Here is a 22,537-nt window from a genome sequence, read left to right as displayed (position 1 = left end):
AGTCCACGGGATGTCTTATTTAGTTAAGAGTAAACCAGTGGTGAGGAAATACAATGGATTATCATGTTTGGTTCGCTTACGTGGTGACAGCAATCGTGTTCAGTTTGGCGCCGGGATCGGGCACCGTTAATTCGATCAGCAATGGCTTGAGCTATGGGACGCGTAAATCCCTTGCAGCCATTGCGGGTTTGCAGATCGGGCTGGCGATTCATATTGTTCTGGTGGGTGCAGGTATTGGCGCACTTGTCGCACAATCTGCATTGGCATTCAGTGTGATCAAGTGGGTTGGGGTGGTGTACCTCATTTGGCTTGGCATTCAAAAATGGCGAGATACAGAATCTGTATCCGCTAAAGCTGCACATGAAAGTCGCAGTGCAGGACAACTGCTGCGCAGTGCGGTGCTGATCAACCTCACCAACCCGAAATCGATAGTGTTTTTGGTGGCACTGTTTCCGCAGTTTATCGATCCGGCGGGCGACCAGTTTCAACAGCTGATGATTTTAGGCATTACCACCGTTGTTATCGATTCTTTGGTCATGCTTGGTTATACCTCGCTTGCCTCTCAGATGGGGCGTTATATCCGTTCAGATCGAGTTATGGGACGCATTAACAAAGTGTTTGGCTCTATGTTTGTGGGGTGCGGCGCTTTGTTGGCCGCAGCCAAGTCGTAGGCTAGCGGTTTGGATATGTACGCCACCTACGTAGCTCGTCAGCCCATCTTTAATGCACGTCGGCATACTTTGGGCTACGAGCTGCTGTTTCGTGATGGTGAGCGCAATGCGTTTCCGGCTCATGTTGAGGCCAACCGAGCGACTTATCGCCTTATCGCAGAAAATTTCCTTGCTCTTGGGGTCAATCCCACGATTTCTAATTCCCGCTGCTTCATTAATTTCCCACAGCAGAGTCTAATACGTCGCTTACCACTCATTTTGCCAAAAGAGCGAGTGGTGATTGAGATCTTAGAAACCTGCGAGCCCAATGATGAGCTTTATGAGGCCATCAAAGAGTTATCGCGCAGCGGTTACATGATTGCTCTTGATGACTTTGTTTATAAGGAAGCGTGGGAGCGTTTCCTGCCCTTTGTGCAGATCGTTAAGCTCGACATCATGTCGATGGGTGTCGAACAAGCCTGTCAATTTGTTAAACGTCAGAAAGCCAAAGGCAGTCCAAGGCACTATCTGGCTGAGCGAGTCGAAACGGAACAGGAGTTTTTGCTCACCAAACAGGCCGGATTCAAGTTCTTTCAGGGCTTTTTCTTTAGCAAACCCATCATGGAAAAGCAGGTCTATATTAGCCCTGAGCAGCTGGTGGCCATGGAGCTGTTTCAGCAAGTGTGTGTGCCTGAAGTCGACTTTGATAAAATTGAACAGATTGTCGCCAAGGATGTCTCTTTATCCTACAAGCTACTGCAGTTTGTGAATACCATGAGTCCGCGTCTAGAGTCGGAGATTTCATCGTTTCGCCAGGCTTTGGTCTACCTTGGACAAGACAAGCTCAAACTGTTTGTGTCACTCACCGTGGCGTCATTTATTTCAAGCAACAAGCCTAAAGCTCTGTATGAGCTATCGCTGCAGCGAGCGCAATTTTGTCGCTTAATGACCAAATACCCGCCATTTAGACAATACAAAGATCAAGCCTTCATGATAGGTCTGTTCTCGATTTTGGATGCGTTGATGGATCTCTCTCTTGAGCAATTGATTACTCAACTGCCGTTATGTGAAGAGATAAAGCGCGCTTTGCTTGAGCGCCAGGGGCCGTATGGTCGTCTATTGTTGATTGGTGAGTGTTTTGAATCTGCAGACTGGCAAGGGCTTGAGCAGCACCGGGTGCAACTTGGTGTGTCACAAAATCAGTTGTTTGCAGCGCTGGCTGATGCACAGCGCTGGAGCCAAAAAGTTCAAGCGTTGAGTTAATCTCACTTCTGCTGCGGTTTCTTCGGTAACACACTCAGCATGTTTTGGTAGGCCATCTTGTCGGCAACGTGCGTCGGAAGTGCGGACAAGATCGGCGACCATACTGCCAAGGCTCCTGCCTGATATTGGAACTGTCCAACTACATCACTACCAATCATAAACCGCTCTGGATAGGCTTCAATCAGCGATAGCCAGCGGCGATCAATTTGCCCCTGAGGCATCATAACCTCAATCAAACTCCATGATGCCAAGATATACAGGTTATCGTGCTCGCTTAGCAAATCCGCAACGGTCTGGTGCAGAAACTTCATGGTGATGGTTCTGGTCAGAGTCGTCGTCGTTCCTGCGTGCGCCCAGAGAAAGCGGGTGTCTGGGTGCTGGTTTAGTGCTTGTTCTAGCTCTTGCAAGTAGAGAGGATTGTCTTCTCGCTGTGAGGTGATGTTGGTGTGCAGCAGTACCGGCATATCGTGGCGCGCGGCGAGGTTATACACCTTGCTCAGTGCAGGGTGGTTGGCTCGCGGTTTTTCATCTGAGGTCAGCGCGGTTAGGTGGTCATGGCGGGTAATCACTTCGCCAATACCTTGCCAAAACCCAGGACGGTAGTTGAGCTCTCGCTCGATATGCTCAGCTGCATTCATGTCTGTGGTGTTGAAGCCACTGACAAATGGGTGCAGTCTGGCTTGGCTTTCGGTTGGCAATGATTCTACTTCACGTGCGATGAGTTCATCGGTGAAGGAGTAGTAATACACAGGAGTATCGTCACCGTAGACAAAGCGGGGCGCTTTTGGTGCGCTGGCATCCCACTTTTTCATCACGGGTAAGCCCATGACGTAGGCATGGTCGATGTTTTGTTCGTCCATGGTGCTGATTAATGCTGCAGCGCCATCAGAGCGTTGGAAATAGTCGACAAGGTGGACTTCGGCGTCATTGATGCGCCCCTGATAGGCGGCACTGCAACCTGATGTGAGTATGGCAAAACACGCAAGCATTGCATTGCGTGTCGCGCTTGAGGCTAATTTCATGATTTACGTCCCTGTGATTTAGCTTTGCTAAAACTATCACGGCTAACGCTATCACGACAGCTAAGTGACGTAAATCTAAGCGGTTTGCTGTTTTTACTAACGCTTAAGAGCGAAGTGTAAGAATTTATCACCTTGATAGGTCAGCATCCCTTTGTCACCAGGGTTAAGGTGGTGATAATAGTGAACGCCGATCTGAAACTCTCGCTTGGGCCCGAAGGTGCCTTTTTGAATATAGATCCAATACTCGTCTTCTTGGGTTGGATCTTCGGTAGCCACCACCTGCTTATCGAGAATAGTGACCGCCGCTTTTCGTTCCGGTGCATCGACACCAAACGTGTGCTTTCGTTGAACAAAAACAAAGAGATAGCCGGCGACGCCAATCAGTAGCACCACCGCTAGAATGAGAGAGATAGGCATACAAACCCCGTATATTCCAATGCGCTGGAAGTAAGATCGCATAAAAACCGCAGAAAATAAGCTGTCATCGTGTGTTTTGCCGAGAATTTTAGGCTCATATCACACAAAAGGCAGTGGAATTAGGGTTAAATCTTTACTTGAATTTACCTAACAATTGTCGAATTCTTAATACAGATGGTTAACAATGGAGTGAACCGGAAGTAAAGACATGAGCCAGCACGGCTTTTTCACATTTCGCTGGTGTTGGGAGGGATGGATATGTCTGATATAGAAAGTGTGGTTATCCGCACAAGACGTTTGGAAAAATTGCTCAGGCAGCAATATCGAGCGGATGGTAAAGGTCTGCATCAGCTAGTGACGAGCTGTGAAGAGCGTCTGCCTCATGATGTGGTTAGTAAATTGCGTTATATCGCCACCATTCGCAATAAAATCGTTCATGAGGACGATTTTGAATTAGACGACAAGTCTGGTTTTTTACGTGCTTGCGATGAGTGTGAACAAGAACTCACACCACGCAGTAGCCGTTTTATCTGGCGCACCGCGATGTGGCTGATGGCCTTGATTACTTTAATCGCGATGGGGTTTTATTACGTGCACTGGGAAAAAGTGCTGCACATTCTCGCCAAATAGTCGTGTGAGGTAGTCGATTGACGCTCAAGCGAGCGGCTAGTCTGACTATTCATCAAACAGAAACGAAAAAGGGACGCTGAAAGCGTCCCTTTTTTTGATCTTACGGTTTTGACTCAGTCAATACTAGTAGAGTATCGGCAGTGTCATTAGCCCTACTACTACGGCTATCATCACTAGACCTTGCTTCTGAGAAGATGAAATCATAACACTGCTCCTTTCAATAATTCTGTCGTTGGAAATAAGAATAGCACTGTTTTTGGCTTTTAGGCAATAATATTCTCAAATTCTTTCTATTTTATGACCTTTTCTAACGGTAATTTGATCTTAATGCCACAAAGAAACAGTGTATTTATTTTGTGTTAATTTTGTCCGCATGACGTTTTGTGATGTATATCCTCAATAACACGTTGTTTTAATTGGATTAAATTGTGTTTACATGTTGCTCAATAAACCAATGTGTACTTTTGAGGCTTTGGTGTTCTCACTGGTCTCAGTGGTGTTTGTAGTGATGTTGGAGCCAAGGTTTTTCGCCGCAGTTATCTTGAGGGGTGAGAAATTGGTCTGGGTTTTCTTGCTCAGTGATAGAAAACCGATATTTTTGTTAGGTTATTAGAAAGTTAACGTTTCTTCGTGTTGGTTCGTTTTAGATTAATACTATTTTAAAACAGTGGCTTACTGGTCTTTTGGGGAGCGGATATGAAAGGAATATGTTGCCATGCTCCAGTAGAGCAGAAGAAATAGAAGCTCTATTGGCTAATAGTTAAGTAAACGTTTGCTTTTTAAGTTCATGCTTTTGTCAGTAACAAGGCCTATAAAGGCGTGAAATTTGCCAATGTCAAAACGAGAATGGTTTAGTTTAAGACAAGTCCAACTTTTACCCCTTACCACTGGACAGGATAAGTGAGCTTCATACACTGGGAGCGATAATAAGAACTGGGTATGTGTATGTGGAGTTGGCTGGCAGTCGCGCTTTCGGGCTTGCTGTATATTTTTGCGGATGAAAAAGGGGACAAGGTCAGAATGGTGCTGTTCAGTTTGCTGACGCATGCACTGTTGGCCACAATGATATTGGCCACTGACCATTTGCAGTCCTATCAAATGTGGATGTTGCTTGGGCTTGGAGTGTTCGCGGTGAGCGACGCGATAGCACAGTGGCAACAGCATACTAAATTGAGCTTTGTTGGCTTTATACTTGCTCAGCTGGTTTATAGCTGGGCGATGTGGGGAGTCGTGAACAGTCAGTTTGTGCTCTGGTTGCCAGCACTACTGCTGTGTATTGCCATAGTGACATTTCTATTACTTTTACCGCGTTTGGACTCGTTTTTAATGCCAGTGGCATTCATGGGACTGTCTTTAGTGCACTTGCTTTGTGCTGCAGGAGAGGCGTGGCTGATCGCCGGTACTTCATCATCTACCTTGGGCTTTTGCGGGGCGCTGGTATTGATGTTATCTGCACTACTTTTGGCGCTCGACCAATATCACTTTCAGTCTAGGCGAGCCCGTTATGCGGTATCTGGTAGCTACTATGCAGCGCAAAGTTTGCTGGTCGCTTCTGCTTTGTCTTTCGCGGCGCAGTAACCGATTATTGGTTTATGTCTGCGCCTTTGCGATAGATCATCGAGATTGGCAATAGACTGGGCTAGCATGGCGACCTGAACATTTAGTAAGGTATTCATCATGACAGCATCTGACATCCACGCTCATAAAGTTCTTAATCTGTTGCGCGAGCAGCCGATGAGCCGAACGCAACTTGAGCAAACCGTTATTGAGCAGTTTGGCGCCAATGCCACTTTTCGCACTTGCAGTCGCGATGGTTTTGACCTTGACTCTTTACTGGCTTTTTTTGTCGAAAAGCAAAAAGTGATTGAGAATGATGGACTGTGGAGCCTAAACATCGAGCGCGTCTGTTCTCACTAAACGATAAATAGCCTGCTATACTCCCAGAAAATTTCGTTAGCAGGCTGTAATCCATGGATATTCTTTCAGCGGCGACCATGTTATTCCTCATCATGGATCCGCTCGGCAACCTTCCCATCATACTTTCAATACTCAAACACGTCGATCCTGAGCGTCGTCGCAAGATACTGGTGCGCGAGTTGTGTTTTGCTTTGCTCATTCTGCTTCTGTTCCTTTTTGCAGGCAAAGGCATACTTAGCTTCTTACACGTTGAGCCAGAAACGCTGAGTATTTCGGGCGGTATTATCTTATTTATCATTGCGATTAGGATGATTTTCCCACAGGCGGGCAGTGTGACGGGGTTAGCCGCAGGTGAAGAGCCATTCATTGTCCCTATGGCGATCCCTATGATTGCGGGGCCATCAGTGATTGCGTCCGTTTTGCTGCTCTCAACGCAAAATCCAGATAGTTTGGTTGAGCTGTCTGCTGCGGTGTTAATTGCTTGGGGCGCAACGTTCTTTATTTTGATGTTCTATAACTTCTTCCACAAACTGCTGGGAGAAAGGGGCTTGAAAGCGGTCGAGCGCTTGATGGGCTTGATGCTGGTGATGATTTCCACCCAAATGTTCCTAAACGGGCTGAAAAGCTACATGGGTTAATCTCGAGACATAAATAACAAAAAAGAGCCGCATTCGCGGCTCTTTTTCTATTACTTGTTCGAGATCGAGACTACTTTTGCTCTTGGCTCTCGTCATCTTGCTCTGGCGCCGGTCCCATCATGTGCTTTTGGCGGATGTCCAGCAGCGCGAAAATACCAAACGCCAGAATTGAGTATTTCTCCCAAGTGCCGAGTTTGAGTTTGTCGCCGAAGGCACCAATGAAAATCGCCATTTGAATGCCGTGCATCATAAATAGGAATGCGGTCATGATGTACAGCGCGATCGCGCCCTTACCTGGAAATGGGTGGAAGATGTTTAAGATCAACACAAACCAAACAAATCCAAAGGCGATTTTTGCCAGCATTAATAGCGCTTTCATTGTGATTCCCTCTCAAATAATCGGTAGCTAACCTGACCCGCTGTTTTTTCTTTTAGGAGATCCCAGTGCTCTGGGATAGCGTCAAGCTGCAGTTCTTTTTCCGTTTCAATATAGATTAACGCATTGTTAGCCAGCCAGCCATTGCTCTCTAGGCGTTCTATGACATCCGGTAGCAACCCTTTGCGAAAAGGAGGATCGATAAACACCAAATCCTGTGGTTGCCCAGCTTGAGACAAGAAACTCAGTGCATCACCGTGATGAGCTTTGATGTTGTCTGCTTTGACCAGTGCGATATTACTGACAATTTGCTTGTAGGCTTTGTCATTAAGCTCGATCATAGTGACTTGTTCGGCTTGTCTCGACGCGGCTTCAAAACCTAGACCGCCGGAACCTGCGAACAGATCGAGCACTTTGGCGTGCGGAACATCTTGAGCTAGCCAGTTAAACACCGTCTCTTTGACGCGATCGGTGGTGGGTCTGAGTCCTTCTGCATCGTGCACAGGGAGCTTGCGACCACGCCAAAGTCCGCTGATGATGCGAACACTGCCCATCTGGCTCGATGGTTTTTGTGATGGAGTTTGCTTGCGACGTCTAACCATAGATTTTTTGACCGCCAATAAAGTGATACTATAACGGGCTCATTAAAGAGCTTAAATTGATAAGTGACGAAGTGTACCAATCTCTGAGAAAAGTTTTCACTGCTTTGTCACAATTATTTTTGCAGCGCCAGACGTGAAATTGACGCGTCTTAGCAACGACGAATTTAAGACATTTGAAAAGACAGTATTCAGGATAGTTTCAGATGACAGAAAAGAAAAAACGCGGACTCCTCTCTTGGCTTGGTTTTGGCGACGAAGAGCAAACTGAGCAAAAACAGCAAGACACGTCGGCACAGACCGAATCAGAGCAGCCATCAGCAGAATCAGCTGATGATCATCAGCCGCAAACTGACAAGGTTGAAGCCAGTGTTGAAGAGGCGCTAGAACCGCAAGAAGAGCAAGCGGCTCTAGATTCAGTAGACCAAGACGTGGTTGCTGAGGATGAAACTCAAGATACTGAAAAAGCAGAAGCAGAAGCAGAAGCAGAAGCAGAAGCAGAAGCAGAAGCAGACGAGCCTGTCGCTGCGCGAGTTCAAGAGCAAGAGAAGCCAACAGAAAGCTTCTTCGCGCGTCTAAAGCGCAGCTTAAGCCGCACTAAAGCTAACATCGGTGCAGGTTTCTTTGGTTTATTTAAAGGCAAAGAAATTGACGATGAGCTGTTTGAAGAGCTTGAAGAGCAGCTCCTAATTGCTGACGTGGGCATGAACACCACGGTAAAAATTATTGATAATCTTACAGAAAAAGCGTCTCGTGCCGATTTAAAAGATGGTGAAGCGTTATACGGCCTTCTTAAAGAAGAGATGGCGGAGATCCTAGTTCAGGTTGAAAAGCCGCTGCAAGTGGATACGACCAAAACGCCATTCGTGATCCTTATGGTGGGCGTCAATGGTGTCGGTAAAACCACCACTATCGGTAAACTGGCGAAGCAGTTTCAGGCTGAAGGCAAGAAAGTCATGCTGGCGGCGGGTGATACCTTCCGAGCGGCAGCCGTTGAGCAGCTTCAGGTATGGGGTGAACGCAACGACGTTCCTGTGATTGCTCAGCATACGGGTGCGGATAGTGCCTCTGTTATCTACGATGCGATTGAAGCGGCGAAAGCACGCGGCGCGGACGTAGTCATCGCCGATACCGCCGGCCGTTTGCAAAACAAAGCTAACCTTATGGAAGAGCTGCGCAAGATCGTGCGTGTGATGAAGAAGATTGATGACTCGGCGCCGCACGAGATCATGCTGACGCTGGATGCGGGCACTGGCCAAAACGCCATTAGCCAAGCGAAGCTGTTTAGTGATGTCGCGCCGCTTACCGGTATAACGCTCACCAAACTTGATGGTACGGCAAAAGGCGGGGTGATCTTTGCCCTCGCTGACCAATTCCAGATCCCAATCCGCTATATTGGTGTCGGTGAAGGGATTGATGACTTAAGGCCATTTGAGACGCAAGATTTTATCGACGCACTGTTTAGTCGAGAAGACTAGTCGATATAAATAATAGAAGGGGATGCATGGCATCCCTTTTCTGACCTAGGATGTCCAGATCAGAGGAATGATTCGGTGATCAAATTTGAACAAGTGAGTAAAGCCTACCGTGGGGGACGACAAGCACTGCAAAAAGTCGACTTCCACCTAAAACGCGGTGAAATGGCGTTTTTGGGCGGCCACTCGGGTGCAGGTAAGAGTACCCTATTAAAACTTATCTGCGCCATCGAGCGACCAACTGACGGTCGCATACTGTTTAACGATTATGACATTAGTCGACTGCCAGCAAAGGACATTCCTTTCTTACGTCGCAATATCGGCATCGTGTTTCAAGATCACCGATTACTGATGGATCGCACCGTGTTTGACAACGTCGCTTTGCCGATGCGCATTGAGTCTATTTCAGAAAATGAAATCAAGCGCCGAGTGTCGGCAGCATTGGATAAAACGGGTCTACTCGACAAAATGAAGTGTTTGCCAAGCCAGCTCTCTGGTGGCGAACAGCAGCGTGTCGGTATTGCTCGTGCGGTGGTCAATCGACCTACCATGCTACTTGCCGATGAGCCTACCGGTAACCTCGACCCAGAGCTGTCGAACAAGGTGCTGAAGCTGTTTGAAGAGTTCAACCGTGCCGGCGTCTCGATACTACTAGCAACTCACGACATTAATTTGGTGCGCTCGCGCCCACAGTACCGCTACCTTGAGCTGAACCAAGGCTTTTTGAGTGAGGTGAGTGATGGCGTTTAAGCGTAAACAAAAACAGGTGAAACACCGCCTGAAATCTGATGGCTTTTTTGCTGTGCATTGGCGCCAAGCGAAAAACTCGCTTATCGAAATGTGGCAGCGTCCGCTCGGTAATATTTTGACTCTGGCAGTGATTTCCATGGCGTTGACCATGCCGGCTTGTTTGTACTTGCTGGGTAAAAACGTTGCCGCCGTGACCTCCAATGTAGCCAATCAGTCGCAAATTACTGCGTTCATTGATGTCGGTGTCGCCGATGCCAGAGTTCTAGTACTCAAAGATGACATCGAAAGCTGGGATACGGTCAGCAAGGTGGAATACATTACGCCGCAACAAGGCTTAGCTGATTTGAGCGAGCATTCTGGCCTTGACCAGGCGTTAAGCCTACTCGATGGTTATGCCTTGCCTGGCGTACTAGTGATCATTCCTAGTGATACCAGCGTAGAGACTGACCGGGAGTTGGTCTCGAAACTGCGTACGCGAGGTGACATCACCGATGTGCGCCGCGATGAAGATTGGCTAGGCCGCTTCGATGCGATCAAGAATTTAGCCTCGACGCTGGTGGTGAGCTTGTCGGTGCTGATGTTGGTGTCGGTATTCCTGATCGTTGGCAACACGCTGCGCTTTAATGTGCTAGCCAATAAAGAGGCCATCCAGACCATGAAACTCATTGGTGCCACCGATGCCTTTATCTTAAGGCCTTATCTGTATTCAGGTATGTGGTTCGGCCTCATCGGTGCGCTTGTGGCTTGGCTACTGACTGCTTTGCTAACGGTGATCATCAACAGCACAGTGACTGAATTGGCGATGATGTATGACAGTGATTTTCGCCTGCTTGGACTTAGTTGGGATGAGACGCTGCTTATCTTGATGCTCGGCCTGTTCCTCGGAACTGGGGCGGCAAGAATTTCTGCCAAGCGTCATTTAAAAGAAATTGAACCGGTTTAGAGAACTGCAATCCAAATAATCGGTAACAAAGCGTTATAGGGGCTAGCGTCATAATCATAACGGGATTCAACAAGATAGTGAGATTTGTGTCTCATTAACAGGGTGTTCACCTATTAATAAGTGAAATTTAATCGGTAAATACACTTGTTTAGACTCATTGATTATGCATAATTACTAACCCCTTCTTGAAACTGTCACCGATTAGGTTCAGTATTGACAGGTTAAGAAGGTGTTAACCCTACTCGAGATAGATGAGGAAGTGAATGGCAAACCAAGCGTATCCAATGGCTTTAGTAACACAAGATAGCTTAGACAGCTACATCCGCTCAGTGAACAGCTACCCAATGCTGACCGCTGATGAGGAGCGTGAACTAGCAGAAAGATTGCATTACGACGGTGAGATTGATGCGGCGAAAGGGCTCATCTTGTCACACCTTCGCTTTGTTGTTCACGTCGCTCGTGGCTATTCAGGTTACGGCCTGCCTATGGCGGATCTGGTGCAAGAGGGCAACATTGGTCTGATGAAGGCGGTAAAACGCTTTAACCCAGAAGTTGGGGTAAGACTGGTGTCGTTTGCAGTACATTGGATCAAAGCTGAAATCCATGAGTACGTGTTGCGTAACTGGCGTATTGTTAAGATTGCGACCACAAAAGCGCAGCGCAAATTGTTCTTCAACCTACGTAAGTCCAAGAAGCGTCTTGGTTGGTTTAATAACGGTGAAGTGGAAACGGTCGCAAAAGAGCTGGGTGTAGAACCAGCTGAAGTTCGCGAGATGGAATCACGTTTAGCCGCGCAAGACCCAGCGTTTGAAATGCCAAGCGATGACGATGAAGCGGGTACCACATATACGGCGCCAGCGCTGTACCTAGAAGACAAAAGCTCAGATCTTGCTGAAGACTACGAAGCTCAAAACTGGGAAGCGCACACTAATAACCGTCTTGGTCATGCACTGGCGACACTGGATGAGCGTAGCCAACATATCGTTCGCTCTCGTTGGTTAGATGACAACAAGTCGACGCTACAAGACTTAGCCGATAACTACGGTGTATCTGCTGAACGTATTCGTCAGCTAGAAAAGAATGCGATGAAAAAGCTCAAAGCCGCAGTCGGTGAGTTTTAATAACCGTTGAGCTCTAATCACAACGAAGCATAACGCGCAGTTCAAATTTGAAAGGCCGAAGTCGAAAGACTTCGGCCTTTTTGATGGTTCGCGTTTGATCACCTCTCTACCACCTATCGTACTCAAAATCAGACCAAGCACATGATGTTGATCGCAATGGTGATCGACAGTCGTTTCCCTTGCCGATCATCGATCCGGATTTTGTTGTCACTGCCTGTGGATAAGTCTGTGACAAAATTATTTGCCAACTGTCAGAAAGCAGCGACAAATGGGGCGTTTCGAGGCTTTTGGCCTTGGGGATACCTTTTGCCTTACCCACAGTTAGATCAAGATCATACCCAGATATAGTGGATCAAAAGATCCAAAACCACTTTATCAACGCAATCCACAGGGTTACTCACAGCTGGCGAAAATATAGACTGGGGTGGATAACCCTAAAAGGTGTCGGTACTTTGTTAGCACTGAATAGTGCTATTATCGAAGCTAATAAAATTATGAAAAAAACGCATGGAATACGCTTAACTTTGATGTGGCGCCATGTGTGATGAAAGTAAAGGATTAGACTCTATGGAGCAGTTTCAACACATCGATGTGCAAGCGGCACATCAGTTACTACAAGAGAACGAAGACGCGAGGCTGGTGGACATTCGTGATATCCAAAGTTTCTCGGTTGCACACGCAACCAGTGCTTACCATCTCACCAATGACAGCATCGTCGATTTCATGCAGCAAGTTGAGTTTGATGCACCCGTGTTAGTGATGTGCTATCACGGTATTAGCAGCCAAGGTGCTGCTCAGTATTTGCTGAACCAAGGCTTTGAGCAGGTATATAGCGTGGATGGCGGCTTTGAAGCCTGGCACCGCGCCGCACTGCCGACAGAAAGTCACAGTTAACGAGGATAAACATGGTTAGACTTATCACCCTTCAGAACCCGAGAATGGGGCAGGCGTTTATTGACTATATGGCGTCAAGGCGCATTGATGTGCAGATGATGCCTGAGGGTGAGGGTCAATTTGCCTTGTGGTTGATGAACAGTGAAGACCAGCTTGAAGCCGAAGTAGAGCTCAAGCAGTTTCTCGACAATCCATTTGACGCTAAGTATCAAGCGTCATCATGGGACATGGCCGAAACGAGACACAACTCATTTCGCTATCAAACACCCAGCTTTATGTCGATGATTAAAGCCAAAGCAGGCGTGGTGACACTGACCATCATGGTGATCTGCTCGGTTATCTTTATCCTGCAACAGCTTGGACTAGGCAATGCGATTTTTGCAGCGCTGCATTTCCCTGCGTTTGATGGTCAGCAATGGCAAATCTGGCGCTGGTTCAGTCATGCGCTGCTGCACTTCTCGGCGATGCACATCATCTTCAACCTGTTGTGGTGGTGGCAACTTGGCGGTGATATCGAGCAGCGTCTTGGTGCGAAGAAGTTGTTAGAAATCTTTTTGTTGTCGGCGGCCGTCTCCGGCACAGGTCAATATTGGGTTGAGGGCGCCAACTTTGGTGGCTTGTCGGGTGTGGTGTATGCGTTAGTCGGCTATTTATGGATGCTAACCATTAAACGCCCAGACCTTGGACTCGAGATCCAAAAACCTATCGTCGGCTTTATGTTGGTATGGCTGGTGCTCGGTTTTGTGCAGCCATTTATGGCGATCGCCAATATGGCGCATCTGTCAGGACTGGCAGCGGGCGTGTTGCTTGGACTGATTGATAGCCGACGCCTCAAACGATAAATGAAGCATCAAATTACACGCTCAGCACATCGCGCTGAGCGTTTATTGATAGAGGTATTTGGTGAAAAGCAGGTCGGCAATGACTGCTTTGCCCGTTTCGGCCAGTAGTAGGTTATTGAGATTGCTCACTAGCGCTTGGCGAATTTCTTCTCTTCCTGCCAACGACTTAATCACATCGGCATTTTGTTTGCCAAGCAGTTCGACTACCGCGTCGCGAATCAGTGGCTGGTGATGTTCAATCACTGCTAAGTCATTGACATCGGCCACCATGACATCGATACGCACTTGAACATAGCCTAGGCGCTTACCTTTGGTGTAAAAGTTGGTGGTCAGTTCTGGTTCTAGGGTGAAATAGGCGAGGCTAGGCGCTGACTCTTGGGATGCCAGTGCAGGCATCGCTGCAGTCAAGCCCATGATGAGGAAAAACTGGGTCAGGTAACGTTTACGCATATTTCTCTCTTTCAAACTCGATTTAGCCGATATTCCATGAGTCTAATTTTGTTACAATGACGTAATATCGTTGGAGTGAACGTGCTCTAACGATGGTACAATACGCCATCGAGATGAACAATGATTGTACGCGCTTAGCGCGTGTTATTGAATAGCAAAAATGAATGATTCCGCTGTCGACTATCTGAAAATATTACGCCAAGCTCAATGGCAATCCCCCGACGAGTTTCCTTCTCTCAATCACCATGCGTTGCAATGGCTGACGGAGCAGGGATCGCTTTCTCACAAATTGGCTACGCATTGTGACCATTTTTCTGTTGAGATAGTACGCAGTGAGGCCAGCCCATCACAGGACATGTTGCAAGATGAAGTCGAGCTCCTTGACCATGAGGCATGCTGGCTACGCGAAGTGGTGCTCTGTGGTGATGATACCCCTTGGGTCATCGGCCGGACTCTCATGTCACTAGAGTCGATGGATCGCAGCCAATATGACATTTCCCAGCAAGGCACTGTGCCGATTGGGGTTACGGTGTTTTCTAGCGCAGACACTAAGCGTGATGCGCTGCAAGTAGCAAGAATTGCGACGTCAAATGGCGAGCTGTTTGCTCGTCGCTCAAGATTGTGGGTAAAGGGACACCCTATTTTGGTTGCTGAGCTGTTTCTGCCCAAGGCGCCAATTTACCAACAGGAGAGTGGTCAATGACCTCAGCTATGACCTCAACTAAGGCGAAAGCCTACTGGCAATTAATGCGCATGAATAAGCCGATAGGCTCGCTGCTGCTGTTGTGGCCAACATTGTGGGCACTGGTGATTGCCGCCGAAGGCATGCCGGATTTGTTAGTACTGGTGGTGTTTACTCTTGGGGTGGTCATGATGCGCAGCGCGGGTTGTGTGATCAATGACTTTGCGGATCGAAAGGTCGATGGCCATGTTGAGCGCACCAAAGGCAGACCATTGCCTTCTGGCATGGTTTCATCAAAAGAAGCTTTGGGTCTGTTTCTGTTTTTGGCATTGGCCTCTTTTGTATTAGTGCTGACTATGAACACGCTGACGATACAACTGTCGTTTGTGGGTGTCGCGCTCGCATTTATTTACCCGTTTATGAAGCGCTATACCCATTTGCCACAACTGTTCTTGGGCTTGGCGTTTAGCTGGTCTATCCCTATGGCTTTTGCGGCGCAGGCTAACGCTCTGCCGCCGGTGGTGTGGTTCTTGTTTGTTATCAATGCACTGTGGACGATCGCCTATGACACTCAATACGCGATGGTGGATAGAGAAGACGATCTAAAAATCGGCATCAAGTCGACAGCGATTTTGTTCGGTAAACGCGACAAGCTGATAATAGGTGTGTTGCAGCTTACAACGTTATTGATGTTGATGGGGATCGGCTATAGCTACCAGTTAGGCGCGAGCTTCTATTGGAGCCTTTTGGCAGTGAGTGCGCTGTTTGTGTATCAGCAGTGGCTTATTCGTCATCGTGAGCGCCCACTTTGCTTCCAAGCCTTCCTCAATAACAACTATGTAGGTATGGCAGTGACGGTTGGCCTACTGAGCGCCTTCTTGCTTCAGTAAACAGTGGCTTCAATGAACGGTTGCTTCAATGGTTCAAAAATAGAAAATACAGATAACAAAAGGGCGCGTTCATCGCAATGAACGCGCCCTTTTTAATTGGGGTTTAGCTTGTTAGGCACCTTCTGGCTCGTCGCTCGCTTCCTCTAGTAAAGGTTCGCTTTGATGTACGCTCTCTTGGATAGTGAGGCGCACTTCTGGATAAAGCAGACCGTACAGCAGGCTTGCTAGATTCTCGGTGGCGGCGATGTCGCAGTTGCCATCAATGTCTAGGTAGCCTTGCTCTTTTAGGGTGCTGAACAGTGCAGCAAATACGCCTTTATCAAAGAACTCTGGTGCGTTAATGCTGTGTAGACGACCGAGGCGCTGAGCGATGTCTTGGCTTTTCTGTTCAAGATCGCTCTTACCAAGTTCAGGGTAGCTGGCTAAAAGATTCAAAGAAATCGCATAGCGCTGCAAGGTTTCTGAAATGGTGCGACCGAGTAGCATCAGCGTTTGAGTGTTCGATTGGTTCATCGACACCACACCTTGCTCTACGATCACCAGCTCTTGCCTGGTCAGTTCACTGACAATGCTATCGACCACCGATTCCAGTTCGCTCTCTTCAATACTTAAGAACAGCTCTTTTTTCAGGAACGGGTACAGTTTGCGAACATTGTACTGGATTTGCTCAAGAGATAGCTTGTGCTGACGAATCAGCATCTGCGCGATGAGTGACGGCAATGCAAACAAGTGAATGATGTTGTTGCGATAGTAGGTCATCAAGATCGACTGGTGACGATCGAGCGAGATAATGTCGCCCAAGGTATCGGACTCAATCACAAACTTATCCAGTGACTCAGCGTGTGCAACCAACTCTTCCGCAGAGGCGTTGGGTAGCGTACATGTCTTAGAGTAAGGCACCTGTTTTAGCAGCGATAGGTAACAATCAATTTGATTAACCAAGCTATCACGAGATAAGGCACGTTGACGTGAGGCCAGCAACGCAGTAGCACAGAGAGTGAGGGCGTTAGCTGCCGCCGCGTCGTTGATGTTGGTCATCATTTTAGTCGCAAGGTCGTTTACTGCAGGAACCAGCCATTGAGGCTTGCTAGTGCCCATAGGGTCGATATCTTGCGTCCAGTTCGGCGCCGCTTCGTTTAAATATTGGTTGATTTGGATCGGCTCACCAAAGTTCACGTAGCCTTGACCGAAGTTACGCAATTTACGTAGCGTTTTCAGTACCTGACCGGCGTTCTCTTTTTCTTTTCGCTTACCGCGCAGCTCTTTTGCGTACGTGCTCACTTCCATTACGTGTTCATAGCCAATATAAACCGGTACTAACGTCACAGGGCGGTTAAGTCCGCGTAGCATGGCTTGGATAGTCATCGCCAGCATGCCCGTCTTAGCTTGCAGTAAGCGACCAGTACGTGAGCGACCACCTTCGCTAAAGTACTCGACCGAGTAGCCTTTGGCGAATAGCTCAGCGAGATACTCACGGAAAATTGTTGAGTACAGTTTGTTGCCTTTGAAGCTACGACGAATAAAGAACGCACCACCACGGCGGAAAATCGGACCCGCAGGGAAGAAGTTCAGGTTAATACCCGCAGCGATATGTGGTGGCACCATGCCTTCGTTGTATAGAACGTAAGACAGTAGCAGATAATCCATATGGCTGCGGTGGCAAGGTACGTAGACAATTTCGTGGCCGTCTTGCGCTAGACGACGTACTGTCGAGGCATTGCTGACGTTGATGCCTTGATAGAGCTTATTCCAAAGCCAAGTGAGGACATGGTCACCACTCTTCACCAGTTTGTAGGAGAAGTCCGCGGCGATCTCATCCATGATTTGCTGCGCTTCTTTGCGCGCTTTCTCTTCTGGAACGTTGTTGCTCTGCGCGTGATCTTTAATCGCTTGCTCAATCACTTGCGAGTTCAACAGGCGGTGGAATAACACTTGGCGGTTAGGCAGGTTGGGACCTGACGCCGCTAATTTCTGGCGAGAGAAGTGGATACGAGCCACACGTGCCAGTTTATGGGCGATGGACTCATCTGTACCGTGTGAGTCAGCCATATAGCGCAGCGAGACCACTGGGCTAAAGCGCACCATACAGTCGCGTCCTGAGGCCAACACGGCCTGAGTTTTCTGTAGGCCGTTCATTGGCTGCAAATAAGGTTTTGGCGTCTCTTCTTTGCCCGGCTTGCGCCCCCACAGTACGGTGGTGGGGATCACTTGCACGTCGAGCGTTGGGTCTTTTTCGTGCTCTTTGAGTAAGTCTGAGAACAGAGCAATGGATTCGCTAGGGACATGTTGGTCGCTGTTAATCAAGGTTGGCCTTGATGCAATGAACACAAAGCGATTACGTTCTTCGCCATTAAGCACGATCGGCTCGAGTGGATCTGGCAGTCCTACAGCAATGGCTTGCTTTTGTAGAGTGAGCAGATCAACGTTAGAGCTGAAGGGCAGTGCATATACCACAGGCTTCGAGATATCGATGTTGTGGTCTTCGATGGGGTTAGATGGAATCGCCGTCCCTTTTACTAGCACCGACATGGGCAGTTTTATAAAGGAACGGAACAGTGATTGTCCTGAAGACATAAAGGTTCACAGCCTCAATTTGTTCAAAGAAACAATGCCGAGGGGTAAGCATGGTATTACCATGTTACAGATAAATCCTAGACATTAAATTTAACGCGCGCCAAGCATACCAGAAACTGGTCTTACCTTTTATTAAAAAAAGCACCTAGCCGTTGATTTAAGAATCACCACACCACTGTGATTAGTTATGGTGCCAACTTGCTAAAAAAACAACCAATTATCGTTGCAATTAGCTAATTACTGGATATACTCACAGTTAACTGTATAAACAGACAGGTGATGTATGAAGCCGCTAACGCCCCGACAACAGCAGGTTTTTGATCTAATCAAAACCAAAATAGACGATGTAGGTATGCCACCTACGCGCGCCGAAATCGCCAAGGAACTTGGGTTCCGTTCAGCGAATGCGGCCGAAGAACACCTAAAAGCCCTCGCTCGTAAAAAAGCGATCGAAATTATCCCTGGCGCCTCGCGCGGGATCCGCATTTTGCTTGAGCAAGAACCAGCGAACGAAGATCCAGGTTTGCCTCTTATTGGTCAAGTTGCAGCGGGTGAGCCGATTTTGGCTCAAGAGCACGTTGAAGCGCACTATCAAGTCGATCCAGGCATGTTTAAGCCTCAAGCTGACTTTTTACTTCGCGTTAACGGCGAGAGTATGAAAGACATCGGCATCATGGATGGCGATTTACTCGCGGTGCACAAAACGCAAGACGTTCGTGATGGACAAGTCGTTGTAGCGCGCGTAGATGAAGACGTAACCGTGAAGCGTTTAGAGCGCAAAGGGGCAACCGTGTTGCTGCATGCTGAAAATGAAGAGTTTTCGCCGATTGAAGTGGATCTGACTGCACAGCATCTTGCGATTGAAGGTATTGCAGTGGGCATTATTCGCAACACAGATTGGATGTAATGTCTCGTGGCGGTGCGGTCATCCTTGGTCGTCCGCCGATTTTCCACGATTAAATTGACTAAATTGTAGAAAAAATACCCATCTCTACTCCCCACAGTGCTCACTTTCTGGTATGTTTCGCACCCTTGTATTGATCAGGGTATCGCGAAGGAGAGGAATTGTGGAAGCTTGCCCACTGTGTTCGGGACAATCCGTCCACCATTATCATAGTGACAAAAAGCGTGATTACTTGCAGTGCACGCGTTGTGAACTGGTGTTTGTGCCAAGAGAACAGCGTCTCGATGCGGTGAGTGAAAAGGCGCACTATGACCTCCATAATAACGATCCCCAAGACCAAGGATACCGTCGCTTTTTGTCTCGATTGGCAGATCCAATTTTGCAGCGAATTGCACCCGGTTCAAAAGGACTAGACTTTGGATGTGGTCCTGGTCCAACTCTGTCACTGATGCTCACAGAGCAAGGCCATGACATGGCACTGTACGATCTGTACTATTATCCGGATAAATCCGTACTCGATACTAGTTACGATGTGGTGACCGCGACAGAGGTGATCGAGCACTTGTATGAGCCAAACCAGGTTTGGCAACAATGGTTATCGCTCATTAAGCCTGGAGGATGGTTAGGCTTAATGACAAAACTGGTCATAGATGTAGACGCATTTGATAAATGGCACTACAAAAATGACCAGACACATGTTGTTTTCTTTAGTCGAGCCACGTTCTTGTACCTCGCAGAGCGAGACGGGCTAGACATAGAATTCATTGGTAATGATGTCATTTTACTGAGGAAGCTTACGTAATGAGTCGTAAGAAAAAATCAAGAAAACCGGGTTCTAACCCTGAGCCGGTAGTTGCGGTTACGCGTAACCGTTCACAAGCGGACGTAGACGGTCGTCTTCGTAAGCGTTTGAAAAAGCGTAAGGGTCAGAAGTCGGGCAGTCGCCACTCTGAAGGTCAAGAAGTGAAGCAGGGCACAGGTTCTGCCAAACTGGATCCGCGTCTTGGTAGCAAGAAAAAGATCCCACTGATTGTTGAGCCGAACAAGAAACCAACTAAAGTTGAGCGTCGTCTTTCTGCTGAGCAAGAGCTAGAGATGCTAGAGAATGATGCACAACTGAACGTGTTGCTGGATCGCATCGAAAGTGGTGAGAACCTAGGTGCAGGCCTACAGAAATATGTTGATGAGAAGCTGGATCGCATTGAGAGGCTGATGAACCAACTGGGTCTGATGGAACCTGAGTACGACGAAGAAGAAATGTTCGAAGAGCCAGCGTCTGCACCAAACAAGAAAGCGAGCAGCGATGACGAGCTTCTGTCTCAGTTCGAAGATGTCGATATGGATCAGTTCAAAGGATAGCGAGAGGTAAAGTAGATGAATACCGTTACTCTGTTAGCCATTGTTGGCACGCTCATTATTGTGGGTTTGGCAGGTTACGCTGGGTATTTGCTACTGCAACTTAAAAAGCAAAAGGAGTTGCAACAGCAGCATCGTGATCTGGCGATTAAAAAGCGTAATGCCAACATTTTTGAAAGTGTTGATACCATTTGCTTAGCTACGATCCAAGGTCAGTGCGATTTATCCGAAGCGGCGATTCGCCTCTATAACATCATGGACTACGTTCAAGGTGAAGAGCGTGTCGACTTCGATAAAGACTTTCCTGCGACCGCTGAGCTTTATCATGTCGTCAAAGACATGCCCCGCGGTGAAGCGAGGCAAGCAATGGAAAAACAGCAGCGTATGCGTGATAATTTATCTAGGCAAAAAGCTGAAGCACGCCTCAATGACAGTATCATTGAAGAGATGAAACTGCTGCAACGCACTGTAAAGCCGCTTAACGATCAAATTGATATTAAGCTGGTGGGTTAGGGGCGTTTACCTAGCGAAGGGCGAGTGATCGCCCTAGCAAATTTGGCGATTGCTCGCCATAAACCATAGCGATTGAAACGCCCACAGTCGCTATGTTGTTTACTAGTGTGGCAAAATAGCGCCTTATCTAAAGCGTCACTGACTCAACGTTGGGTTCGAAGGCGCAGGGTGACAGCACCGTGTTTATTGGAAGTATGACCATGTCTCAAAATCAATCCGACACTCAACAGCAAATCGTATGGGATCAAGCGATTCTCGATAAGTACAACTATTCGGGACCACGTTACACCTCGTATCCGACAGCGGTTGAGTTTCATGAAGCGTATACCATTTCTGATTTCGATATGGCATGCAGCCAATACCCAGAGCGTCCACTGTCTCTGTACGTACATATCCCATTTTGTCACAAGCTTTGTTACTACTGTGGCTGCAATAAAGTCATCACTCGTCACGCTCATAAGGCGGATGAGTACTTAGATGTGCTGGAGCACGAAATTCGTCAGCGTGCGACCTTGCTTCAAGGGCGTAAAGTCACGCAACTGCATTTTGGTGGCGGTACGCCGACGTTTTTGTCTAAGAGCCAAATCAGTCGTTTGATGGCGATACTGCGTGGTGAGTTCTTCTTTGAGCAGGGTGCAGAAATCAGTATTGAAGTCGACCCGCGTGAAATCGAGCTGGATATGCTCGACCATCTTCGCGAAGAAGGCTTTAACCGCTTGAGCATCGGTGTGCAGGACTTTAATAAAGAAGTTCAAACCTTAGTTAACCGTGAGCAGGACGAAGAGTTTATCTTTGCGATGGCTAAGCGCGCTAAGGAGCTTGGTTTTCGTTCAACCAACCTCGATTTGATCTACGGCTTGCCAAAGCAAACTCAAGCGCGTTTCGCTAAGACTCTTGAGCAAGTGCTGACCATGCGTCCTGGCCGCTTGTCGGTGTTTAACTACGCTCATATGCCTAACTTGTTTGCCGCGCAGCGTAAAATCAAAGACGAAGACTTACCGCAAGCGGAAGAAAAGATGGCTATCTTGCAAGATACCATCGCGACGCTTACTGGTGCTGGCTACCAGTTTATCGGTATGGATCACTTCGCGCTTCCAGAAGATGAGCTGGCGGTCGCTCAGCGTGCGGGTGAATTGCATCGTAACTTCCAAGGCTACACCACACAGGGTGACTGTGATTTGGTCGGCTTTGGTGTGTCGGCGATCTCTATGATTGGTGATAGCTACGCACAAAATCAAAAAGAGCTGAAGAAGTACTACGCTCAGGTTAACGAATTGCGTCATGCCTTGTGGAAAGGGGTTGTATTGGATAAAGATGACTTGATTCGCCGTGAAGTGATTAAACAGCTTATCTGCAACTTTAGCCTAGACAAAAAGTTCATCGAGAACACCTTCTCTGTCGACTTTAATCAGTATTTTGCAGAAGATATGTCACTGCTGCAGACTTTCATTGACGATGAGTTGGTGAGTGTCTCTGAGCGCACGATTGATGTGACGCTCCGTGGTCGTTTGTTGATTCGTAACATCTGCATGAGCTTTGATAAGTACTTACGTCAACGCGCGCGTCAGCAGCAGTTCTCGCGAGTGATTTAACCGCTCATACCGACAGTAAAAAGTCCGCTCGATAGCGGA

25 protein-coding genes are annotated in these 22,537 nt (G+C 47.8%); 19 read left to right on the top strand and 6 right to left on the bottom strand.

All coding sequences use genetic code 11. The features are described from left to right. The first annotated feature begins 53 nt into the window (after positions 1-53). Positions 54-671 (top strand): homoserine/homoserine lactone efflux protein, encoded by a 618-nt coding sequence (gene rhtB, locus ACVA6Q_RS22825; RefSeq protein ID WP_353497553.1) that lies wholly within the window; start codon positions 54-56, stop codon positions 669-671. A gap of 15 nt (positions 672-686) precedes the next feature. Then, complete coding sequence (locus ACVA6Q_RS22820; protein WP_446649032.1) at positions 687-1,913, top strand: EAL and HDOD domain-containing protein; 1,227 nt, start codon at positions 687-689, stop codon at positions 1,911-1,913. A 2-nt stretch (positions 1,914-1,915) separates the two neighbouring features. On the opposite strand, the gene ACVA6Q_RS22815 is transcribed toward ACVA6Q_RS22820, so the two are convergent. Both ACVA6Q_RS22815 and ACVA6Q_RS22810 read right to left on the bottom strand, forming a co-directional pair. Beyond that, positions 1,916-2,935 (bottom strand): amidohydrolase family protein, encoded by a 1,020-nt coding sequence (locus tag ACVA6Q_RS22815; protein ID WP_446649019.1) that lies wholly within the window; start codon positions 2,933-2,935, stop codon positions 1,916-1,918. 96 nt (positions 2,936-3,031) lie between these two features. Continuing rightward, entirely contained in the window at positions 3,032-3,352 is a 321-nt protein-coding gene (locus ACVA6Q_RS22810; RefSeq protein WP_042502891.1) for a DUF2500 domain-containing protein, read from the bottom strand. A 258-nt stretch (positions 3,353-3,610) separates the two neighbouring features. Here ACVA6Q_RS22810 and ACVA6Q_RS22805 point away from each other — a divergent pair, with 258 nt between their 5' ends. The 4 genes from ACVA6Q_RS22805 to ACVA6Q_RS22790 all read left to right on the top strand — a co-directional run bounded on the left by ACVA6Q_RS22805 (position 3,611) and on the right by ACVA6Q_RS22790 (position 6,537). Continuing rightward, complete coding sequence (locus ACVA6Q_RS22805; protein WP_353497557.1) at positions 3,611-3,982, top strand: DUF4145 domain-containing protein; 372 nt, start codon at positions 3,611-3,613, stop codon at positions 3,980-3,982. 939 nt (positions 3,983-4,921) lie between these two features. Continuing rightward, a complete protein-coding gene (locus tag ACVA6Q_RS22800; protein ID WP_353497558.1) occupies positions 4,922-5,560 on the top strand; it encodes a lysoplasmalogenase family protein in 639 nt (212 codons plus the stop codon). A 99-nt stretch (positions 5,561-5,659) separates the two neighbouring features. After that, complete coding sequence (locus ACVA6Q_RS22795; RefSeq protein ID WP_042502888.1) at positions 5,660-5,899, top strand: YecH family metal-binding protein; 240 nt, start codon at positions 5,660-5,662, stop codon at positions 5,897-5,899. Positions 5,900-5,952: 53 nt separating this feature from the next. Next, positions 5,953-6,537 carry a YhgN family NAAT transporter gene (locus ACVA6Q_RS22790; protein ID WP_429761683.1) on the top strand — a complete coding sequence of 195 codons (585 nt, stop codon included), beginning with the start codon at positions 5,953-5,955 and terminating at the stop codon, positions 6,535-6,537. 70 nt (positions 6,538-6,607) lie between these two features. Here ACVA6Q_RS22790 and ACVA6Q_RS22785 read toward each other — a convergent pair whose 3' ends face one another. Together ACVA6Q_RS22785 and rsmD are read right to left on the bottom strand one after the other, a co-directional pair. Continuing rightward, positions 6,608-6,916: a DUF1145 domain-containing protein gene (locus ACVA6Q_RS22785; protein ID WP_353497560.1), complete on the bottom strand. Its 309-nt coding sequence runs from the start codon at positions 6,914-6,916 to the stop codon at positions 6,608-6,610. After that, positions 6,913-7,515, bottom strand: coding sequence for a 16S rRNA (guanine(966)-N(2))-methyltransferase RsmD (gene rsmD, locus ACVA6Q_RS22780; RefSeq protein WP_429761684.1), 603 nt, complete (start codon positions 7,513-7,515; stop codon positions 6,913-6,915). Before rsmD ends, ACVA6Q_RS22785 begins: the two co-directional genes overlap by 4 nt. A gap of 203 nt (positions 7,516-7,718) precedes the next feature. Between rsmD and ftsY the strand changes: the two genes are divergently transcribed. From ftsY to glpG, 6 genes are all read left to right on the top strand, one after another. Beyond that, positions 7,719-8,990 carry a signal recognition particle-docking protein FtsY gene (gene ftsY / locus ACVA6Q_RS22775; protein WP_446649018.1) on the top strand — a complete coding sequence of 424 codons (1,272 nt, stop codon included), beginning with the start codon at positions 7,719-7,721 and terminating at the stop codon, positions 8,988-8,990. Positions 8,991-9,065: 75 nt separating this feature from the next. Further along, positions 9,066-9,737, top strand: coding sequence for a cell division ATP-binding protein FtsE (ftsE, locus tag ACVA6Q_RS22770; RefSeq protein WP_042502875.1), 672 nt, complete (start codon positions 9,066-9,068; stop codon positions 9,735-9,737). After that, entirely contained in the window at positions 9,727-10,680 is a 954-nt protein-coding gene (gene ftsX / locus ACVA6Q_RS22765) for a permease-like cell division protein FtsX (RefSeq protein ID WP_446649017.1), read from the top strand. Before ftsE ends, ftsX begins: the two co-directional genes overlap by 11 nt. Before the next feature lie 263 nt (positions 10,681-10,943). Next, complete coding sequence (rpoH, locus tag ACVA6Q_RS22760) at positions 10,944-11,801, top strand: RNA polymerase sigma factor RpoH (RefSeq protein ID WP_353497564.1); 858 nt, start codon at positions 10,944-10,946, stop codon at positions 11,799-11,801. A 567-nt stretch (positions 11,802-12,368) separates the two neighbouring features. Continuing rightward, positions 12,369-12,695 (top strand): thiosulfate sulfurtransferase GlpE, encoded by a 327-nt coding sequence (gene glpE / locus ACVA6Q_RS22755; RefSeq protein WP_446649016.1) that lies wholly within the window; start codon positions 12,369-12,371, stop codon positions 12,693-12,695. 11 nt (positions 12,696-12,706) lie between these two features. Beyond that, positions 12,707-13,537, top strand: coding sequence for a rhomboid family intramembrane serine protease GlpG (gene glpG, locus ACVA6Q_RS22750; protein ID WP_446649015.1), 831 nt, complete (start codon positions 12,707-12,709; stop codon positions 13,535-13,537). A 42-nt stretch (positions 13,538-13,579) separates the two neighbouring features. Here glpG and ACVA6Q_RS22745 read toward each other — a convergent pair whose 3' ends face one another. Next, a complete protein-coding gene (locus ACVA6Q_RS22745; protein ID WP_446649014.1) occupies positions 13,580-13,987 on the bottom strand; it encodes a flagellar basal body-associated protein FliL in 408 nt (135 codons plus the stop codon). A 160-nt stretch (positions 13,988-14,147) separates the two neighbouring features. Here ACVA6Q_RS22745 and ACVA6Q_RS22740 point away from each other — a divergent pair, with 160 nt between their 5' ends. Both ACVA6Q_RS22740 and ubiA read left to right on the top strand, forming a co-directional pair. Then, positions 14,148-14,690, top strand: coding sequence for a chorismate lyase (locus ACVA6Q_RS22740; RefSeq protein ID WP_353497568.1), 543 nt, complete (start codon positions 14,148-14,150; stop codon positions 14,688-14,690). An 8-nt stretch (positions 14,691-14,698) separates the two neighbouring features. Continuing rightward, positions 14,699-15,559: a 4-hydroxybenzoate octaprenyltransferase gene (gene ubiA, locus ACVA6Q_RS22735; protein ID WP_446649031.1), complete on the top strand. Its 861-nt coding sequence runs from the start codon at positions 14,699-14,701 to the stop codon at positions 15,557-15,559. 111 nt (positions 15,560-15,670) lie between these two features. Here ubiA and plsB read toward each other — a convergent pair whose 3' ends face one another. Continuing rightward, complete coding sequence (gene plsB, locus ACVA6Q_RS22730; RefSeq protein ID WP_446649013.1) at positions 15,671-18,133, bottom strand: glycerol-3-phosphate 1-O-acyltransferase PlsB; 2,463 nt, start codon at positions 18,131-18,133, stop codon at positions 15,671-15,673. Positions 18,134-18,416: 283 nt separating this feature from the next. On the opposite strand from plsB, the gene lexA reads away from it, so the two are divergent. The 5 genes from lexA (at position 18,417) to hemN (ending at position 22,498) form a co-directional block, all read left to right on the top strand. Then, a complete protein-coding gene (lexA, locus tag ACVA6Q_RS22725) occupies positions 18,417-19,040 on the top strand; it encodes a transcriptional repressor LexA (RefSeq protein WP_353497570.1) in 624 nt (207 codons plus the stop codon). A gap of 160 nt (positions 19,041-19,200) precedes the next feature. Further along, the gene (locus ACVA6Q_RS22720) at positions 19,201-19,839 is read left to right on the top strand and encodes a class I SAM-dependent methyltransferase (protein WP_353497571.1); all 639 of its coding nucleotides are present in this window, start codon (positions 19,201-19,203) and stop codon (positions 19,837-19,839) included. Beyond that, the gene (gene yihI, locus ACVA6Q_RS22715; protein ID WP_446649012.1) at positions 19,839-20,396 is read left to right on the top strand and encodes a Der GTPase-activating protein YihI; all 558 of its coding nucleotides are present in this window, start codon (positions 19,839-19,841) and stop codon (positions 20,394-20,396) included. The genes ACVA6Q_RS22720 and yihI overlap by 1 nt, the downstream gene beginning before the upstream one ends. A gap of 15 nt (positions 20,397-20,411) precedes the next feature. After that, complete coding sequence (locus tag ACVA6Q_RS22710) at positions 20,412-20,906, top strand: DUF2489 domain-containing protein (RefSeq protein ID WP_353497573.1); 495 nt, start codon at positions 20,412-20,414, stop codon at positions 20,904-20,906. Positions 20,907-21,106: 200 nt separating this feature from the next. Then, on the top strand, positions 21,107-22,498 hold the full coding sequence (hemN, locus tag ACVA6Q_RS22705; RefSeq protein ID WP_446649011.1) for an oxygen-independent coproporphyrinogen III oxidase: 1,392 nt from the start codon (positions 21,107-21,109) through the stop codon (positions 22,496-22,498). The last annotated feature ends 39 nt before the right edge of the window (positions 22,499-22,537 follow it).

Source organism: Vibrio sp. DNB22_10_4, from assembly GCF_052879755.1.
Note: the sequence above shows the minus strand (reverse complement) of the source record. Positions and strands in the feature narration are given on the sequence as shown.

Bases quoted from the DNA above. Each gene is read 5' to 3' on its own strand.
- rhtB (WP_353497553.1), top strand. From the start codon at position 54: ATGGATTATCATGTTTGGTTCGCTTACGTGGTGACAGCAATCGTGTTC.
- ACVA6Q_RS22820 (WP_446649032.1), top strand. From the start codon at position 687: ATGTACGCCACCTACGTAGCTCGTCAGCCCATCTTTAATGCACGTCGG.
- ACVA6Q_RS22815 (WP_446649019.1), bottom strand. From the start codon at position 2,935: ATGAAATTAGCCTCAAGCGCGACACGCAATGCAATGCTTGCGTGTTTT.
- ACVA6Q_RS22810 (WP_042502891.1), bottom strand. From the start codon at position 3,352: ATGCCTATCTCTCTCATTCTAGCGGTGGTGCTACTGATTGGCGTCGCC.
- ACVA6Q_RS22805 (WP_353497557.1), top strand. From the start codon at position 3,611: ATGTCTGATATAGAAAGTGTGGTTATCCGCACAAGACGTTTGGAAAAA.
- ACVA6Q_RS22800 (WP_353497558.1), top strand. From the start codon at position 4,922: ATGTGTATGTGGAGTTGGCTGGCAGTCGCGCTTTCGGGCTTGCTGTAT.
- ACVA6Q_RS22795 (WP_042502888.1), top strand. From the start codon at position 5,660: ATGACAGCATCTGACATCCACGCTCATAAAGTTCTTAATCTGTTGCGC.
- ACVA6Q_RS22790 (WP_429761683.1), top strand. From the start codon at position 5,953: ATGGATATTCTTTCAGCGGCGACCATGTTATTCCTCATCATGGATCCG.
- ACVA6Q_RS22785 (WP_353497560.1), bottom strand. From the start codon at position 6,916: ATGAAAGCGCTATTAATGCTGGCAAAAATCGCCTTTGGATTTGTTTGG.
- rsmD (WP_429761684.1), bottom strand. From the start codon at position 7,515: ATGGTTAGACGTCGCAAGCAAACTCCATCACAAAAACCATCGAGCCAG.
- ftsY (WP_446649018.1), top strand. From the start codon at position 7,719: ATGACAGAAAAGAAAAAACGCGGACTCCTCTCTTGGCTTGGTTTTGGC.
- ftsX (WP_446649017.1), top strand. From the start codon at position 9,727: ATGGCGTTTAAGCGTAAACAAAAACAGGTGAAACACCGCCTGAAATCT.
- rpoH (WP_353497564.1), top strand. From the start codon at position 10,944: ATGGCAAACCAAGCGTATCCAATGGCTTTAGTAACACAAGATAGCTTA.
- glpE (WP_446649016.1), top strand. From the start codon at position 12,369: ATGGAGCAGTTTCAACACATCGATGTGCAAGCGGCACATCAGTTACTA.
- glpG (WP_446649015.1), top strand. From the start codon at position 12,707: ATGGTTAGACTTATCACCCTTCAGAACCCGAGAATGGGGCAGGCGTTT.
- ACVA6Q_RS22745 (WP_446649014.1), bottom strand. From the start codon at position 13,987: ATGCGTAAACGTTACCTGACCCAGTTTTTCCTCATCATGGGCTTGACT.
- ACVA6Q_RS22740 (WP_353497568.1), top strand. From the start codon at position 14,148: ATGAATGATTCCGCTGTCGACTATCTGAAAATATTACGCCAAGCTCAA.
- ubiA (WP_446649031.1), top strand. From the start codon at position 14,699: ATGACCTCAACTAAGGCGAAAGCCTACTGGCAATTAATGCGCATGAAT.
- plsB (WP_446649013.1), bottom strand. From the start codon at position 18,133: ATGTCTTCAGGACAATCACTGTTCCGTTCCTTTATAAAACTGCCCATG.
- lexA (WP_353497570.1), top strand. From the start codon at position 18,417: ATGAAGCCGCTAACGCCCCGACAACAGCAGGTTTTTGATCTAATCAAA.
- yihI (WP_446649012.1), top strand. From the start codon at position 19,839: ATGAGTCGTAAGAAAAAATCAAGAAAACCGGGTTCTAACCCTGAGCCG.
- ACVA6Q_RS22710 (WP_353497573.1), top strand. From the start codon at position 20,412: ATGAATACCGTTACTCTGTTAGCCATTGTTGGCACGCTCATTATTGTG.
- hemN (WP_446649011.1), top strand. From the start codon at position 21,107: ATGTCTCAAAATCAATCCGACACTCAACAGCAAATCGTATGGGATCAA.